This window comes from Burkholderia sp. Tr-862 (assembly GCF_011753085.1).
GTDB lineage: Bacteria > Pseudomonadota > Gammaproteobacteria > Burkholderiales > Burkholderiaceae > Burkholderia > Burkholderia ambifaria.
The window spans coordinates 49,771-67,719 of sequence record NZ_VWWG01000009.1 but is presented as its reverse complement, the minus strand read 5'-3'; the positions used below and the strand labels follow the sequence as shown (position 1 = coordinate 67,719).

At 59.6% G+C, this 17,949-nt stretch carries 5 protein-coding genes and 3 pseudogenes; 2 read left to right on the top strand and 6 right to left on the bottom strand.

Translation table 11 applies throughout. From position 1 onward, the window contains the following. Positions 1-106: 106 nt before the first annotated feature. Together F3J14_RS05410 and F3J14_RS05405 are read right to left on the bottom strand one after the other, a co-directional pair. Complete coding sequence (locus F3J14_RS05410) at positions 107-1,444, bottom strand: hypothetical protein (RefSeq protein WP_166722120.1); 1,338 nt, start codon at positions 1,442-1,444, stop codon at positions 107-109. Between the two features lie 35 nt (positions 1,445-1,479). Further along, positions 1,480-2,181, bottom strand: coding sequence for a hypothetical protein (locus F3J14_RS05405; RefSeq protein WP_166722119.1), 702 nt, complete (start codon positions 2,179-2,181; stop codon positions 1,480-1,482). Between the two features lie 806 nt (positions 2,182-2,987). On the opposite strand from F3J14_RS05405, the pseudogene F3J14_RS05400 reads away from it, so the two are divergent. Then, positions 2,988-3,971, top strand: a pseudogene (locus F3J14_RS05400) (IS66 family transposase); the annotation flags it as partial. A 148-nt stretch (positions 3,972-4,119) separates the two neighbouring features. Here F3J14_RS05400 and F3J14_RS05395 read toward each other — a convergent pair. The 4 genes and pseudogenes from F3J14_RS05395 to F3J14_RS35400 all read right to left on the bottom strand — a co-directional run. Next, positions 4,120-8,925 carry a hypothetical protein gene (locus tag F3J14_RS05395; RefSeq protein WP_166722118.1) on the bottom strand — a complete coding sequence of 1,602 codons (4,806 nt, stop codon included), beginning with the start codon at positions 8,923-8,925 and terminating at the stop codon, positions 4,120-4,122. 15 nt (positions 8,926-8,940) lie between these two features. Continuing rightward, on the bottom strand, positions 8,941-14,898 hold the full coding sequence (locus F3J14_RS05390; RefSeq protein ID WP_166722117.1) for an apolipoprotein A1/A4/E family protein: 5,958 nt from the start codon (positions 14,896-14,898) through the stop codon (positions 8,941-8,943). Between the two features lie 240 nt (positions 14,899-15,138). Further along, positions 15,139-15,987 (bottom strand): hypothetical protein, encoded by an 849-nt coding sequence (locus F3J14_RS05385; protein ID WP_166722116.1) that lies wholly within the window; start codon positions 15,985-15,987, stop codon positions 15,139-15,141. Between the two features lie 335 nt (positions 15,988-16,322). Then, positions 16,323-16,484 (bottom strand): annotated as a pseudogene (locus F3J14_RS35400) (IS5/IS1182 family transposase); the annotation flags it as partial. Between the two features lie 411 nt (positions 16,485-16,895). Here F3J14_RS35400 and F3J14_RS36160 point away from each other — a divergent pair. Next, positions 16,896-17,075: pseudogene (locus F3J14_RS36160) on the top strand (transposase); the annotation flags it as partial. Positions 17,076-17,949 lie beyond the last annotated feature (874 nt).

Genomic DNA, 17,949 nt, shown 5'->3' with positions numbered 1-17,949 from the left:
ACCAATAGCACAGGACAAGTGGTGCAGATTCGACCGTTCGGCGGAACTGAAATGGCGCTTTCAAAGAGATGGTCTATGTGCGCTGAGGGGCGTACGTGGACCGCGTCTACAGATAGACCTGATCGTTGTCATCAGTACGCTTTTTGTCAAACAGCTTTCCGAATCGCTCAGAAAAATCAACGCCCTGGTTGGAGTCACGAATTTCCCGTAATCTCTCAATCTCCTCATTGAAGATGCTACGAAATTCAGTCAGCAAATCGACTAGTCCAAGATTAGAAAGCGCGCGCTCCACTAAGTCAGGTCGAGCACAGACGCGTCTTGCCAGATAGGCAGGCTCGCGTTCGACATCGAACTGGCAAGCCGCATCATCATCGGTTGGCCGAGGCGTCAAGAAGGACTCGAACTGCTCCGGATACACGGAAGGTGATCCGGTCTCCAGAAGCCCAAAGATGATTGAACGCTCCCGTAGATCCAAGGATGCCAAGGCAGACTCACAACCCTTCGAGGCACTATGCAGACGCAGGAAGGTGTCCCGATCCAGACCATCGACGGGGATCGACACGCCAATCAGAAGGGCGAGCGATCTTGTTTTCTGGATAATGTTACAAGCCCTTTGAAAGTCCCTGGAGCCCAGCTTATAGGTTGAACAAACATCGTCTCTCGCTTCAATGAAAGCTGCACTTCCCCATTGGTCACGAGGTGGCAATCGGCTAGCGATCACTACAAGCTGTTCACGATTCAGCTTGCTGGTAAAAGTGCCCGTCGAGTACTCAAACACCAGCGCATCAAGACAACGCTCTAGTTCCTCGAGCAATTCACACAGTTCAGCGTATCCTTCCGCAAAGTATTGGAGGTTGATATGCGGGGTATCACTTAGATGAAGACTCGAGTCCTCGGCATTTGAGGAATATCTGAACGTTTGACCGGATTTGTCGATCTCATCGATTCCAATAACGTACGGTTTTAAATTCTCCACGAGTACGCTCAGTCTCTGATCTGCAGCTTTGCTGCAGATCGCATCAAGGTCCGACCACACGTCGAGTACGCTGTGCGTGAGTTCCGTTGCCTGCGGCTTCGAGAGGCCGTGCGATGAGTTTGGCGATCGCATCTTGAAGATCTTCCACGCCCGTGGCAGAGCGCGCTTGAGTGCCAGCTCGACATGGTGTCTGGCGGAGTAGCAGATCGGATAGACGAGCGTATCGATTAACAGACTTTCCCCCCAATGCTCATCCGCCGCAGCAGGCTTGGCTACACCCAGAAGCTTCAGCATCACCTCGGCAGCGGACTTGAACCCGTCGGCGTAGCCTATTGAGTTGTCAAACGATCCAGTGTTTTTGCCAACGCACGCGTTGAGATGCCAATTTTCTCCACGGCCCAGATAGGCCTTGATTAATTTGTTATCGGTATTCACATCGACGGGGAAGGTGCTCGAATTTTTGTCCATATCTATACGGTTAAAGCGTTGGCGGCACGGCGTCGTCACAAGGTCGCCTGTGGTCGGCGATTCCGTCGGTAGCGGAACGGCTCGATCACTTCGTCCATCCAATCGGCGAGGCGGTCCACGGCGTCCAGCACGCTCATCAAGTGATCACCGGTCACCGCAATCCGCGGCGCCATCAACCACACGCTATCCCGGTTCATGTCAACGTCTGAGAGGAGGTTTCGTTCGAACTCGTCGAGAAAGAATGGGCTTTTCAGGCGAGCGAGTTCTCGCGTGGAATGGCTAGGGCGATTCATTGTGAGTGAATCCTGGTGCTGCACACGGTTGCGCACAAGCACCACTTGCTCGAGCAGTTCGAGGTCTATCCCGCTGTCGCCGAGGTGAACCCCCAGATGCGTCTCGAACAGGGCGCAATAGCCGGCGACGAGACCGCGCTTTTTCATTACCTTCGCCGTCTCGTCATCGACGGCGAGGCCCGTCAGACGTTTCCACGTATCGAAGAAGATTTTCAACGTGTCCGAAAGCATGGAAACGCATGAGTAACCAAGCACGTGCAGCGAATCGTCAGCCTCTTGCCATTCAACTTGAAACGGCGGCTCCCCGTCCTCGCTGTACGGCGGCTCGAACGGATCCACACCGCGCTCGATCTGATCCTTGCGCTGCGCGTACGGCGCCGCTGACGTTTTGTAGAGTTGACGGATGAAGTTCACCCGCTCGTGCAGAAACCAGCCGACGTCCATCGAATTCTCCCCCGTTTCGTTTCAGAGACGGTAGCACGGATGAAGGCTGATCACGTCGTACGTAACTCAGCGCGATAGTCGCTCGGCGCGCGCCTGGCGCAAGACGGCCAGTCGATACCTCACGCTTGGGTTTCCGTCGATCAGACTATTGCAGTGCACGTATGCACTCTCAATTTCCTCGGGGACGCATGCCACCGGCGAAATGTGCGAAAAGTCCCAGCCACATCGACATCGCGCCACGCTGGGACGCGTCACCGTGACAGGCTTCTCGCACTGTGGACAAACGTCGACCAGTTGAACCTCGTGTACGGGACATGCCGTCATCCAGGTAAGACGATGTGCGGCAAGCATGATTCCGCCGTCTACCAGAGCGAACATTCAAGTATGGAAGTCGTTCAGTGGCTGGACTCCCATCACTTGCGGTGGATGCATCGCAAACATTGACCTCTCGGCGCTGGTGGCGATAAACCCCGCCTTGCCGAAGTTTACCGGGAGCCAAACACACGGATGCAGGCGGGCGGGTGAAGTCTGCCATGTCGTTGTCTCGCCAGGGGTCTTGGCAAGGAAGGCATCATGGATGATGAAGTGTGTACGACCCACACGCACGCGGCATGCCTTCGCGTGATGCAGACCACGTCTGGGCGCTATCGCGGAATCGTCCACTTGCACCGCATCGGAGAGGATCCCGGCACCTCTGAGCAACACGATACCGAAGGGGATTTTGCATCGGACGTGGAGGCGCGTGACGCCGCACGAACGCTCGCATGTTGATTTCCACCGAGTCTTAACCCACCGATTTCATCTAAATCGAACTGCGGCAGCAGCTCTCGTCGCGCGCGCTCGAGATCGAACATCTGAAGCTGACGATCGCCAAGCTGCGCCGAATGCAGTTCGGGCGGAAATCGGAGAAGCTGGATCGCCAGATCGAGCAGCTCGAATTGCGGCTGGAGGATCTGCAAGCCGACGAAGGCGCCGCCGATGTGGCGGCCGCTCACGAAACGAAACGGCCGCGTCGCGAAGGTGCGAGCCGCAAGCCGTTGCCCGATAACCTTGAGCGTGAAGAGCGGACCCACTTGCCCGCTGCCGATGACTGCCCCCGATTGCGGCGGTCAGCTCAAGCTGCTGGGAGAAGACGTCGCCGAACAACTCGAGTACGTGCGAGCGCACTTCCGCGTGATCCGTCACCGCCGTCCGAAACTGGCCTGCGCGTGCTGCGATCGCATCATGCAAGCGGCGGCGCCGAGTCGACCGATCGATCGCGGCATCCCGGGCCCGGCGCTACTCGCGCACATTGCCGTGTCGAAGTTCGCATACCACATCCCGCTGCACCGCCAGGCAGTCATGTATGCGCGCGACTGTGTCGAGATCGATCCCGGCGCAATGGGCTACCGGATGGGCAGGATCGCGGGTTTGCTTGTGCCGCTGGTCGACGCGGTGCGCCGCTACGCGTTGACCGGCAACAAGGTCCACGCGGATGACACGCCGCTGCCGGTGCTGGCGCCCGGTAATGGCCGCACGAAGACCGGGCGTCTCTGGGTCTACGTGCGCGACGATCGGCCGAGTGGCTCCAACGAGCCGCCAGCGGTCTGGTTCGCCTACACGCCCGATCGCCGCGGCGAACATCCGCAGCGGCATCTCGCTCATTTTGCCGGCGTGCTGCAAGCTGACGCGTTCGCTGGCTACGCCGACTGTATCGCGGTGGTGTCGTCCAGGAAGCTGCCTGTATGGCGCATGCACGTAGGAAGATCCACGACCTGCACGCCGTACGTCCCAACGCGGTGACTGAAGATGAACACGTAGCCCATCGATGGACTCAGCTTTTGCTCGTCGAGCGCCAGAATCGGCAGGCGTGGCGGTTGAAGCGACCACCCTGTTGATGTCCGCATTCCCAGTAGCTCAGATTTCAAATGCGTTTGACAACGGACATATGTAGCATCCTTAACCTACGTTGATTGGCCCGATGTACTCGGGAACTAGTCGCATACGGGCTTCATTCGAACGCTGGCCAGTGGGCAGTGATGAGTCCTGGAGTCGCTCTTCGCGAGGGAACATGGCTTCGACCATCTCGACCCAAGTGGCTGGCAGCGCCTCCGCAGGACCGGCAATGTTCCGTCGCTGAAGTTTCATCACTACTGCGCGCTGGCTGATTCCAGGCTCCGGAGTCAAGGCCTCAGCCTTCAGGATGGTCTTATCGAATCTGATTGGTCCGGCACCGACCGTGGAGGCTGCATAGACGCCGACTAACTCGCCACCATCCTGGGCTATGCGTCCTCGCATTAGATCGCGCTGGGGGTTGAAAACCAGAAGCAGAGACGGGCAAAGCTTCTCCGCGCTCTGTAGTCTTGGCATTGCAGCGCTCGAGAGTTCATATACATCGCCCACGCGCTTGAGCGCAAAACCATCCGCGGGCGTGACCTGCTCCTGCTCGAAGCTGCCGATGAAGGTGAGCCATCGGGAGTCTGTGTAGTCGCTCGCGTCGACACGGTACGTCACCGCGTCGTGACTCAGTGAGTACGGGATTTCGGCATCCCCGCGACGACCAAGCGGGTACGCTGCCTGCTCAAATGGTGCCTTTTGCGCCTTAAGTTCCCACGTCTCCATCTTTGCACCGCGGAGATAGACATGCACTAGTGGGCGCCACGTGATCTCGGCCTCACCCCACCGATCGCGATGCCAGGTAACCAAGTAGACCAAGCTCTCATCCTGCCCCGGTGCCACAACGCCATCCGGCAATTTGACGTCGTAGGAGCCACCATCAATCTCATAGCCGACATCAATCTTGTCGAGAGGTGCGGTCGCATAGACGGCGAAATCCTCCGGGATCCAGCCATCTTCGACCCTCCTTGAATCTAGCGAGCCTTCCTTACCGCCTAGCAGGCTGTCCAGTATGGAATCTGGAACCACAAGGCGGCGCAGTCGACACTTGGCAAGCAGCCATCGACCGCCCCCTCCCACAGGACGGACGACGGCCCCGGTCTGAGCCGGCCGACCTCCAACGACGCGGTCGTAACCCAGTCCAAAGGGTATCTCTAGTCGCAACGTCGCCTGGGGTTCCATCTTGCCTTTCGTCGGGTCCCCGCCAGGATCCTGTAGCCAGGGGCTGCCATGAAAGATCGGGTTGGGTCCAATTTCCTCCAAGCCCTCCGCCCAGGTGCTCACTACATCGAGTTCCAATCGCTCGGCGATGCCACCGAAGGCACCGGTGTCGGAGGTGTCGTAGAGGGGGTCCCTCAGAACGATTAGATTTCCGGGATTGACCTGACGCTTCGCCCCTGCTTCGAGAATCGACGTGTGTGATAGAGGGATGGCCTCTTGCCAAACTGGCGGCGTTAGTCGCTTACGTGGACTGACTCCGTTCACACGCGCGTATGCGAAGGTTGGCTTGATGCTGGCCTTCAATGCAGTCGACAACAGTGGTTCAAATCGTGGAATCGGCGTGATGACCATACCCATGTGCGTCGCTGGCCGAGGCGTTGCGAGCTTTAGCGGCGCCATCAAGAGTGCGCCCAGCAGCCAGTTGCTTCCGCCACCCTGCCTAGGTAGCAAGGCCGTACTGAAGTTTGCGTCGTCAACCGCAGGCATCGTGTCAGTCGTCCCCGAGTAGAGCGACAGCCAACTCTTTAAGTCCGCACTTCTTGGGATCGTGACCGGGTATCCGGACCACTGCCAGCGTTTGGACTCTAGTCTCGCGCCGCGGACCCAATGGGCGCTATGGCTTTGCCCTGTCCTAGTCAGCCTTACGTTCAGCTCTTGAGCCTGCGCAACTGTGCCCGGACTTGCGATCTCGAACTCGTTGTCGCGGAAGTTGAACTCACCAACTGCAGGCGCATCCGGCAGGGCTTCGACATAGTGGCGGATCACGCGTCGGCTGGAGTAGTCCGCGCCGTTGCGCTCGTAGGGCCTATCGCGTTGGAGCGCTGGATCGTTCACCAGCGCGTCCTTCTTGAAGCGTGCAAAATTGCCGTCCACAGAGTCTCCTGCCACGACCGTGACGGCCTCGAGGATGGCGCGTGTGCCCGCAGGAACAGTGACAAGATAGCCACCAGCGATCGGCGTACATGCGCATGCGGGTGGCCCCGTGTTCGGGACGCGCTTGACGGTGATCATGGAGAACAGGTTTCGCTGCCAAACGGCCCCGGACAGGTGCTGCAGTTTCCACCGCTGCGACGACGGAGTTCCGTATGGCAGGTGGTGCTCGGAAAGCCAGCGCACGCGCAGTTCGACGGCAACCACGGCTGGGTGCGGGATCGCATTCATTCCCGCCTTTGCGTCCCCGAGCTTCGATCCGGATTCACGCAATGACTTGACTTGGTCGTCGGTCAGAGTCTGCACGGCTGACCAACGGTGGGGCCTCGGGAGCATCAGGTCGGCCGACAGCCAGCGCTGCACGAAGCCCGGACTTGCTGTAGGCGCATACAACTTGATCTGCTGTTCTGGCTTGGAGTCGACATAGCCGGTACCGCCATATAGAACGGCAACACGGAAATCGCTGTCGTCTCCGTCACGCGTCCGAAACGACAGAGTCTCTTGCGCGACTCCGTGGTCTTCTGACGGCCCGAAGGTGGGAAGGCCTGGCGGCTGCCGGGAAAGGTACTGGTGCGAGTCGACTCCCCAGTACATCTCGTCGATGTCGCTCGCATCGCGCGGCAGGCCTGGAAGCGTGTCACTACCTATCGACGGCTTCATCCAGAGTTCGGACTCCAGAATCACGCCGGCGTTGTCCATAGTGCCACGGACAGCGCGGTAGTACGCCGAGTACGCGAGCGGCGGCACCTCGCGTGCCGTGGGCACCCGTTCGAACATCTCGGGCAGCTTTTCCTCGTTGTCGCGTGGTGGCGCGGGAGGCGCCGTGAACAGTGGCATTCCGGCGTAGGAACTCACCTGCTCTACGAGGCCATCTGACCGAGTCGCGCCCTGAGAATCTAGGAACAGCGTCACGCCACCTCCGGAATCAACGAGTGGCGCGCCGAACCCGCCGTTGGTCGCAGGCTTGATGTTGAAAGTCGTGATCCACTCGCCCCTTCCCCAGGCGACGGTGCCGTCGGCTTGTGGTGCACCAGCACGTAGCGCCAGGATGCAGCCTCGGATTGCGCGCTCTTCATTCTTTGCTGGCGAATAGCGCAACTGCAGCGGCGGATCCTCGGCCTGCGGCATGCTGGGATCCAGCAGTTCGGCGATCGCGTCTCGCCCGGCCTGGAAGGCTGGAACTAGGTCGATCTGCGCTTGGTTTGCCATTCGCGAGCGAATAGCCGCGATGTAGGTTGCCTCCTGGCGGTTCAACTCGGAAGGGAGGTCCTCCTGTGCGTGGACGGCCTCCCAGAAGCCCTCGCAGTAGTCGATCTGGCCATTCATCATGCGCAGGACGTCGTCGTCCAGCACCGGGTCGCTGATTGAGTCCTGGATGGCCATCGCCTTCTTCGCCGACGAAATCAGAGCGCGCGCGACCTCCGCTCCCTCTCCGGCAATTGCAACATGAGGAAGCACTGCGGCCAGCCAGGCCGCCCAGATCGGATGCGCGCTTCTGCCGGCTCTGCTCATGTGCTCCTGCAGGTGGCGAGCGGCGGCCAAGTCCTCCTGGGAGATGGAGTCATCCGAAGCAGTCGACCTAGTCGCTAGCAGCCTTGCAGATTCTTCCTCGGCTTCCAGTCCAAGTTCCTTCAGGCCCTCTGCGAATGAGGTAAGGACAAGCTGGGGAAAGGCCGCCTGGGACAGCTTTGCGTCGAAGGCAAGCAGAATCTTATGGGCGTTCTCCTCGCGATCCTCCTGCTTCTTGACCGGGAACACGGAAGTGTAGGAGCCATGGTCGAGGACGAACTCGTAGGCCGAGCCGACGGCGACCATCTTGAACAGTTCGTCCTCTCCACACCCCAAGAGTTGCACGAATGTCCGACAAAGGCCTCCGGCGTCGCCCTTGCCAACGTCCGTTGAGTCGAGCCAAAGCTTCATGGGCCAGAAGCGCCGCGACACCTCGGCGTAGAGCTGGCGATCAGGAGCGCGGCTGCGTACCAGGACCGGCGCAGGGGCTATCGGCGGCAGTTCCACCTCGTGCTCGACGTGTTCGACGCATTCGACGATGCAAGCGGAGAACTTGTAGTCGACTGCCCGGACTGTCTTAACAGGGCCGTCGTACGCGAACTCGAATTGCGGGGGTGAGCCCGCTCCGATCCGGGTAGCCTTCCCCGTAGGAGCCACCATGTGGCCGTCGAGGTAGAAGACCGGCACGGCAGCAACGAGCTGTCCTGCAATGTCGCTCCTTTTGGCTATATGCGCGGCGGTGGTGCCGAGGAGGGAATCTGAGATCGGCGCAGGCAACTGAGACAAGCCCGGCGACATGATGGGATAGGTGTAGGACTCTCCCGATGGGCCTCCCTCCGCGAATCCCATCGCGTTCGGATGCCCAAAGACATGCTGGTCCAGCCGTTCCCTTGCACGAGCCCGAAGCAGTCCAGTCTTGGACGAATCAAGTTTCGGCACGATCTGTCTCGCGGTGCCGATGGTCGCCCAGTCACCGTGGGCGTCGGGTGTCATGAGCTGCCACTCGATCTCCCTGTTTAGCCAGGGAGTCAGCCACTCGCCAAAGCCACGCGCGCAATCCTGCTGCGCGATCTCGGGAACTGCCGAAGGATCGTAGTGGTCCGTCGAAGAAGCCCAGGGCATACCCAGCAGGCACGAGAAGGCTGCAGAGTCCGCGTTGCTGATGTGGGGGCTGTAGTGGATCCCAGCGATCCAGCCAAAGCTAGCCATGTTCGACCTCCGACTTTAGAAATGGTGAGTCACGGACCGCTTGAAGCGGAAGGTATAGAACCAAGATATCTTTACCTCCACATCCAGGCGGCCCGTACCCTCGGTCTGCCCGCCTGAGTGGCTCGCCTCTAGCAGCAAGTTGACGTTCGCATTGACGAAGCCGACGATGACGGCGGACCCTGTCATCGAAAGACCGATTGCGATGCGGTCTCCGCCGGTGTTGATCTCGATGTAGCAGTACAAGAGGATGCTGAACGAGCCGCTCGCCACGCCTGCAAGGTTGAACGCCCGAACGGCTCCGAGGCTCAATCCGACGCTGACCGATGGCTCGACCTTTCCCTCAAGGTACTTCGCGCGTGTCTCGAGCCAGCAGCCTCCGCCGAGCCAGGAGATCTGGACGAAGATTGGCGCCTGCTTGTTGCCCAGCGAGAAGGCCGTGGTGATGGACAGGCCGCGGTGCTTTTCGAGCCTGAGCCCGAGGCTAGATCGCATGTCGATGGGACCTATGCTCACAACACCCAGGTCCGGAAGGTCGTCGATTACGATCGTCGTGCCCGCGCTCACCCCGACGGGGCGGCCGCCTTCCTCCTCGATCTGGATAGCAGGCGGGATCTTCTTTTTGAAGTTTGCGATGAACTCGCTGACAAACTTCAGCGCAGGGTGGAGCTCGACGTTGTCCGGCTTGAGGCCGAAGTCAAATCCGCTAGCACCGTCGTACTTTAGGGCTACCTGCCTGAAGGTCACGAGTCGCTGGCCACCTCCCATGAGGACCCAGTCGGCGGTCAGGCTTGCATTGGTTTTGCTGACGGGTTGCTGGACCGTCGTGCCAACCACCCTTGTCTCCACGCCGCTGAACGCGACAAGTGCCATGTGCTCGAGGCCGACCGCGACGGGTCCCAGGGCGAACAGGTCCTGGTAGGGCTGCGAGTCGAACGCAACATTGGTGTCGACCCAGGCTCTGCGCGTCGACTTCTCGAACCCGTGTGTGACGCGGACGTTTTCCGAGGTGAGCTTCGGAAGGTCGAAGTTCTTGAAGAGCCCGCTGAAGTCGATTCCGGCGAACTTCTTGAAGATCTCGGAAAACTTGTACTCGCCGTCCTTGGCGAAGTCGGGGATGAGTTTGTCAAAGAGTTGCTCGCATGGGACCTTGAGGCCGACCGCCTCTAGCAGCTCCTGCCCCTGTGACAGTACCTGGGCAACTGCGGGCGACATCTTGATTTCCGGCTTGGCGCCGTCAAAGACATAGGCGGCCACGTCGATGTCGAAAGCGAGTGGGGTCAGCTTCGGGAGGTCGCCCACCGCCCTAGCCAGAGATATCGCCTTGCTTCCTACCTCGTTGGCATACCCAGCAGCTTTGACGTAGCTCTGAATTTCGTGCGCCGCATGGCTTGAAAGGACGTCGGTTAGCACGGCCTCGGCCTGCCGTTTAGCCCAGTCCTCAACGACGTCCAGCTTCTGGCGTACCCCCTGCAACAGAAGCTCACAATCGGCGCCGGCATCGTCTATGGACTTGAGCAGTACATCGCGGGCCGTTCCTGCCAGTCCCTCGATCTTCGCGGTCATCGCCTGCACCTGCCGCGCAATGCGTTCCGAGGAAGGAGCAGCGGCTCGGTATAGTTCCTCCACGACATGGACCACTGCGTTGTCAAGGGCAGTCCTAGCCTCGCTGGTCACTTGCGCATACCGGGCGCGGAGCTGGTTTGCGCCGTCGTCAAGCTCGCGCTCGGCCGCCTCGAGAGCGGCAATTGCGCGGCTGCTGCTTCCTGCGGCGATGGCTTGGAGGATTTCTCCGATCCTGGCGTCTGCCGCGCTCACGAACAGGGCTTGCAACTGCGCTTCGGCCCTTGTCGCGAGCGTGTCGAGTACGTCGCCGAAGTTGGCTTCCAGGACGCCGGCGAGTTGCTCCACTTCCTCGACCAGCAATGCGAGGGCATCCGAAATGTCCTGTGCCACTGCGGGGGCGACACCCGCGACAAGGTCACCGGCTTTCGCAATCGCTTCCAGTTGGTGGCCAACGAGCGCCAGCCAGCCCGACAGCGGCTCCAGTGACTTCCTAAATGTCGGCGGGGTCTTGTCGAGCTTTGCGATAGGCTCGCCGAGCTTGTCTCGCGCGGCTCCTGCATTCGTCGAAAGCTGGGAAGCACTCTTCCTCAAATCGGTAGCCGCCTCATGGGCCGCCGTACTCGTGGCGACGCATGCGTCCTTCAGGGCAGCCACTGGAACGGTCAGGTGCTGGTGCAGGCGATCCTTGCACTCGTTGACGAATTGCTGGACTTCGGCCGATGCTCCCGTGAGTGCTCGCTTGGTCGCTTCGCCAAGGGTCGGGACGTTGGCCGGGATGTGCGCGCGAAGTTCGCGGAGCGTTCCGCGCAGCGCGGCTGTTCGCGCCTGCATGACCGCATCGGCGAGCATGGCACGCGAGATGAGCTGAGCGCCAATGGCCCTGTAGTCCCCCAGTACCGATTCTTTCCCGCGCGAAATCATCGCGGCCAAGTCGGTGCTGCTGAGCGGGTTCAGGTTTGACAGCAGCCGGGCGTAGGCAGAGTCCACTTCTCCCTTCAGCGCGCCCGTGATGCTTGAGCACGAGAAGCCCTGGCCCAGATTCCTCGCGACCATCTCCTCGATGCGATCGCGCAGAGCCTGGACGGTCGGGAGCAAGTTTCGGCTCGCCTGCTGTGCATCGGCGGTCCTGTGGAGGGTCTCGACGGCCGTGCGGAGCTCGGGAACTTTCGTGATAGGCACCGGCGTGGACTGTGAGCTGCGGCTGATCGATACCCTGTCGAGCAGGACGAGCATGGGTGTCTTGCCTCGGCCATGCTGTAGATTCACGGGCCCTTCTGACTCCACGGCGAGATCGAACCGAATGGAGGTGCAAAGGTCCCGGTTGGCGGGCTTGCGCTGCTCCAGCCCCTTCGTCTTCAATTCGGTCACGTCCCAGCGCGGGAGTTTCTCGAAGTCGACGCCAGCCTCGGGGATCCACGTATCTGTGTCGGGGCCAGACTTGGGGGCTGTCGAAGTGAAGAAGTAAAGCCGGTCAGGTTCACGGAACCATAGCTTGGTGAGGTGATCCTCTTCGCCGAAGCATTCGAGAAAGATCTTTGGCCTCGGATAGAACTTCGGGTTTCTCTCCGATGCGGCGCGATCCCACAGGGGTAACTCGTATCCTTGCCCCAAGTCGCGTGCCCATGCGCCATTGACGTAGATCCTCGTGCTTGCGAAAGCCGACGCGCGTATGAAGCCTGTCGTGTTGCTGTCCTTCTGCTCTTCCTTGTAGAAGTCACGCTCTACCTGGATCGGCTCGACATATTCCTCGGTCTTTCGCAGGAGAGGCCAGCCGTCGAACCTACCCGTAAGCGACTGTTCATCGGCAAACTGCGCCGAGCGGGCGGCGCTGCGCTCGTAGACTACGACGTGCTTGGCTTTGTTCCAGAGCGCACCCACGCGGCCGATGCGCGTCTTGACAAGCCGCGAGAGTTGTCCATGTGCCGCAACTACCGCAAAGCTCGTCTTGCCACTTGCAAACGAGGCCTCCATGCGGCCAGTGGCGCCAAGAGCCGAGAGCGTCAGTGCCTCCACCACACCGGCAACGGCCTGCGGTGTTTCTAGAACCTCGGCAAGCTCGCTGGGCATCTCGAAGGAATGCAAGAGGCCGCCGCGAATCGCGCCGTCGGTCTCGCGCGCCCAGTCGTCGTTTTTGAGGAACCGTCGAAACGCTTGGCTGACCTGGTCGAGGTCAATTGGGCTACTGGGGGGCAACGGGTCGGCCAGCGGAACTTCGTCTTGCGCGTAGTTGCGCAACCTAAATGTGATGTCCTCCGACAACGCCAGATCGTTGCGGGGGCGGGTTGGGTCCAGCAGATGGAGCTCGGCGAGACGATTGGAGTAGTTCAAGTGGACGAGGTCTTGCCTGCCCATGAGCTCGGTAAGTGCGTCAACATACGTCTTGTGGTCGACCGGTGAGAGGGACTCGAAGTATTGGTCGAGGGGCCGCGGCAGTTCCCTTCCTTCGTCGGAGACAGAGACGCGCTCAGTGGGGACGCCAAAGAAATCGCCGGCTTCCGCGATCACCAGTTGGCGGCTAGGCACCTTGGGACGCTGGTAGACAACGCTCAGCGGGTAGGCCATCTCGAACGCGAGCCGCTGCACATGGCTGCCGCGCATGAGTTGGCGAAAGTTCACTGGAGAGCCTTCGAATCGGCGGTTCTGCTCAGCCGGCGACGGAAGTAGAGTGAGGTACGCAGGTGGGGAGAAGCGGTAGCGAATGGGCTCCAAGTACGAGATGTCCGGCCTCGTTGGGTCAGCGTAGAAGCGATCCCCTCGCTCCATCTCCTCAACGACGGCTTGAGGTGGAAGCACTGCCGTAACGGTGGGATCCTCGACGCGCCACTGCGCACCTTGGGGGTCGTCGCTGCGCCAGGTCAGCGTGACCCGTGGCGCCTCCGAGTCAGGAAAGTCGACCAGCGCCGTCATGAATGGGCGCAGGTTCAACCAGAGTGCGGAGCCACGGGTAGAAGAGGCGCTCGTCTCTAGTTCGACCCTGAGCTCTGTCGTCGCATCGAGTCCCTGCCGGTAAGTTGTCTTTGCGGTCAACCATCCCTGCAGGGCCTTCGCTGGTGCGCCGGACCTGTCCCTCTCTAGGATCCGATGAACGATGGGAACCGACTCGCTCTCTTCGTCGACCTGCTCGCCGTCGAGTGTTGCCCATTCTCGTCGAGGGTCGTCGCCTGCGGCATATCGAATTTCGCATCGCAGGTTGCGCATCTCAGTCCTGGGGAATATCGCGGTGCCGCCCGTCCCCACCATGCCAGACACCTCGAACTTCAGCAGCGTCGCCCTGCCTGCTTCGGCTGTCGGGTTGTCGATGACCCGCAGTTCCATACTTCCAAGCCGGAGCCAGCTGCCCTCATCGCTGGCAGAGGGAGAGACAAGCCTGCAGTTGAGCAGTTCAAACTGCGCAAGTAGCTTCTTCCCTTTCATGTCGCTCGCTGCATCGAGCATTGACTTGAACGTGGAGGTCAGCTGCTGGCCGTTCCCCTCGTCCCACGCGCGCAAGAACTGATTCTGGTTTTCTCCGCCGTCAATCTCCCCGCGCAGCGTGAACCCTGTCCGCGCTTTCGAGAAGAAGTCATCCCTGACAGGTGAGAACCAATCGATATCGGCGAGCAGACCCTTGTCCTTGGCTTCGACACCGAGTTCGAGTCTCAGCAGCTTTGCCCCCCAGGCGCGCGGGTTCGCTGTGGAACGATCCTCCAGCGCGAGGAGTATCAAGGGATCGAAGTTCGGTTGGTCGGCCCGAAATGTCGGCACCAGTCCCTGGAAGGGCAGGCTTCCCTGTTGCGTACCCCTGACTTCACGCAGGGCCAGATTGAGGGCATCGAAGGCAATGTCTGGGTTGCGAACCGGCTGTACCCCATTGCTGTCACCTTGAGTGGTAACCGAGCGTTGCAGCACGTACCAAGGGCTGGGGTCCGCGCCCTGCTTCTCCAGCCGGTGGAAGAAGGCCGTTGTCTCCATGTACCAGCGCCGAGCGCTTGGCCCTCCCACTGGCAAGCCGACAGGATGGATGGCCACAACCCCAGATTCACCGCCAAGGTTGGTGCCACCTGGTCGAAGCTGGAGCCAATGCTCATTGCCTTGTTTGAACACCCCCGCGGCGAGCTGTGCCTCAGTGCTTCCCATGCCGCTCCAGAAGTCGAGGTTCGGTCGCGGCTCGATGTTTGGAAGGCCCAGCCGCTCATGGTGGGCATGGGTTCGCGCCAGCGACAACTTGAAGCGCTTAGCCCGCTCCTCACCTCCTGCGCCCAGCAAGTCGTCCTGGTCAACTGCAATGGGTCGAGGGGAAGTCGGGAGCGAGTCCAGGAGATCTTCGTCTCGCCACACCTTGTGAATGCTGTCCCACTTGGCACCGGTTCCGACCGGAATCTCCCAAGTTCGATTCGAGAATAGGCTGGGTACGAACCTTAGCTCTGCCATGAGGAACTCCTTGGGACGAATCGGTCAGCCCATTCACAGTGCTGGACCTCAACGATTGTCACTAGTGCCTCACGGCGGCGGCGATTCGCCGACGCACCGCAGGCAATGTGTGGTTCAACCTACTGCGAGTGTCAGTCGCGGAGACGCTGGATCGCTAGTAGCCCTAGAGCGATCGTCAATTCGATCATTGACTAAATCGGGCGATCCGGTGCGGGTACGCGGCATCTGAAGAAAGCGAACTTAGAACCGCGAACTCTTGAAGAGCTCACGGTCATAGAAGCCGTTCTTCGACCTAGGCCGTGCCCCAGGTTCTCGAACATCAATGAATGCGACCGTATCAGACTCGCCGATGTACACGGTGACGTGCCCCATGCCAGCCGAATTGGTCCAGCCGGCAATGTCTCCGGGGGCAAGCGATGGATAGGGCGGCCGAGATCCGACTGAGGTCGGAGCCGCACCCATAAGGTCGTTGGCTACTTCGTAAGGTACGCCAAGGACGGCGCTCACGAACTCGCTACACCCTCTCGGGTAAACCTTTCCTTCGGCGAGCAACCGCTTGGCCTCAGCGACACGCTCGTTGCGTGGTCTGACGTTAGGCAGGAGATCCCATTCAACAAGTGGCTCAACTGTTGCTGAAGCTTTTGTCCCCTCGGGTGCGAGGTAGAAGTTTTGAACCGTGCCAGTGCTCGATGTCGGTGACACCGCGCTCGTGGAGGTCGTGCGGAACATTGGTGTGATGGTGGGCTTGGCATCTGTCCCATACCCGAATCCGTCAGCAGGGTTCTTTCGTCTACCGTCAAGAAACCAGTCGGCATCAAAGTTGGTCGACTTTTTAACCAAACCGACCAGCACGAGAAAGTAGCCGAAGAACCCAGTAGCGAGGCCAACGCCATACCAGCCGAACAAATCTGGAGAAGATCCTTCACCTTTGAACAGGGTGAGGATTGTCCCGCCGCCAATGATGCCGATTAAGGTAGTCAGATCACTGAACGCAACATCGCCCTTTCTATAGCGATTCACGTAGTAGACATACCAACCAATAATCAAGCCAAACGCAAAGGCACCCGCCATAGCCATATTCACTTGCATTCTCTGATCTCCTCTCGATACGTTCGATTGATGTCCTGCCTAAGCCTGAACGAGATCGATGCACCCACTACAAGGCCTAGCGCGGCAATTAATGAGCCCTTTAAGCCTGCGAAGCTCCAACACGTTGTCAGCACGGCAATCGTGCTGACAACCGACAGCGACAGATGGCAAATGCGGGCCTGGGTGGTTCTCTTAGACCGAGGGAACCAGATGAACACAATGAGCCACGCAACAACATTGCCACAAGCGAAGGATCCGGCGTAATCAATGCTCATTGATATGCTTACCGAGCGGGTGCCAATTTCCAGGACTCGCCGCTAGGCAAGCTGCAGCGGCAGGAGACGGCGACGCCCCGGCTTCGTCGCCACGTGCCAGTTCACGCCGGCCCGGGCGTCCGGGCGTTTGTGCACGCCTTGATAGCCCGCATCGCCAAACGCGTCGGTTTTCTCGCCGTACAGCAAGCTGTTGGCTTCGAGAACGTCGCTGACGTTGACAGCGCATAAGAAGGCTGCCTCGACGCGTGCGGGCCCCCGCCCCGACGACAACGGAGTTCGTCATCGTAGTCCCCTCGCTCTACCATGAGCGTTCACGCCTCAGGCGGCGTAGCCATTCTTGTTCATTAACAGGACGGGGCTCGACTACCAAATTTGCAATCTTTTGGCATCGTGCATATATGATCCGTCTCGCCCACTTAATCCGGCGCCCAGAGGCCCGGATACCGTGCCATGAAAATTAGTACAAAAACAGAATTTCCGATAGGGCGGTGGAGGCAGGTGTTTTTACCGAGCCACGCAGAGCAACCGTACCGATAACATACTTTCATTTCACCAGTGAGCGGCCCCCAGCAAACAGTGCCATGATGTAAACGAGTTTTCGGCGGACTTTTTCAGTATGAAAGGAGCCGTACGATGAAACGCAAGCGCTTCAGTGTCGAGCAGATTGTGGCGGTGTTGAAACAGGCCGAAGCAGGCATGCCGGTAGCGGAACTGATTCGTCACGTGGGCATTTCGGAGCAAACCTTCTATCGCTGGAAGAAGGTATATGCCGGTTTGCAGACGGACCAGGTGCGGCAGCTCAAGCAGCTTCGCCTAAAACGGCGAAAGAAGCGTCCGAGTCATTTGCGCGTGGTAATGCCGACACCCAATGGCGCCGACGAAGGCTGGCGCCGGACCAATTCCGGCAATTGCATCAACCGAAAACCGGCGAGCCCACTAACTTACGAATGGTGTACTCGAAGGGGTAAGGTCACGCGGGCACTACGCGTGCTTCAAGATGACGATAGAAATTTCTACAAGACCGTGACCGTCGTGTTCGGTGTACCACCGTTCCGGAGCACCTGGGATCTACATTCGCTCATGGCGAATACGACCTACTTACGCACTCTAGTCCTCGCGTGAGCTTCAGCGGTGCAAATGATCCATTGGGTGCATATCAACTACTCGCGAAAGTGCAATCCGGGCTCCAAGGATCGGGGTGTAGTCGGCTAGCCGTTGCTCCGTTCGGCACGAAACCTACCGCGATCGGCGCAGCGCTTTACTGCGTAGAAAACCACGTCATGCGCGTCATCTATGACTACCCTGTACGGAAGCAGGAAAGGACGAAAGGCGTGCACTGTGTGCATCGTTACAGTATCGAATGGCAGTGAGCCGCGAAGCATCAAACCTTTGGATCTTCGGGACTAAGTGAGGGAGACGTCGATACAGCTCATCTCGGTCATCCTTGGCAATCGCGTCACGATGTTCGCGTCTCGGATACCGATCGACTGCCGCAATAAGTTCAGCCTCCACGCGAATCAGTTGAAGCCCAATGCGTTCCGTAGCTGATGCAACGGAACTCCCCGCCGGTCGACCAAGTCATTGCCCCTTTTTGTTAGAAGGGGATGTTGCCGGGCCACTCGCTTCTCAACTGCCGTCAGTCGTTCGGAAAGTTCGGATCCTGTCGTTGGCGGCATGCGCCAGCACT

Coding starts and splice junctions, on each gene's coding strand:
- F3J14_RS05410 (WP_166722120.1), bottom strand. CDS start 1,444: ATGGACAAAAATTCGAGCACCTTCCCCGTCGATGTGAATACCGATAAC.
- F3J14_RS05405 (WP_166722119.1), bottom strand. CDS start 2,181: ATGGACGTCGGCTGGTTTCTGCACGAGCGGGTGAACTTCATCCGTCAA.
- F3J14_RS05395 (WP_166722118.1), bottom strand. CDS start 8,925: ATGGCTAGCTTTGGCTGGATCGCTGGGATCCACTACAGCCCCCACATC.
- F3J14_RS05390 (WP_166722117.1), bottom strand. CDS start 14,898: ATGGCAGAGCTAAGGTTCGTACCCAGCCTATTCTCGAATCGAACTTGG.
- F3J14_RS05385 (WP_166722116.1), bottom strand. CDS start 15,987: ATGCAAGTGAATATGGCTATGGCGGGTGCCTTTGCGTTTGGCTTGATT.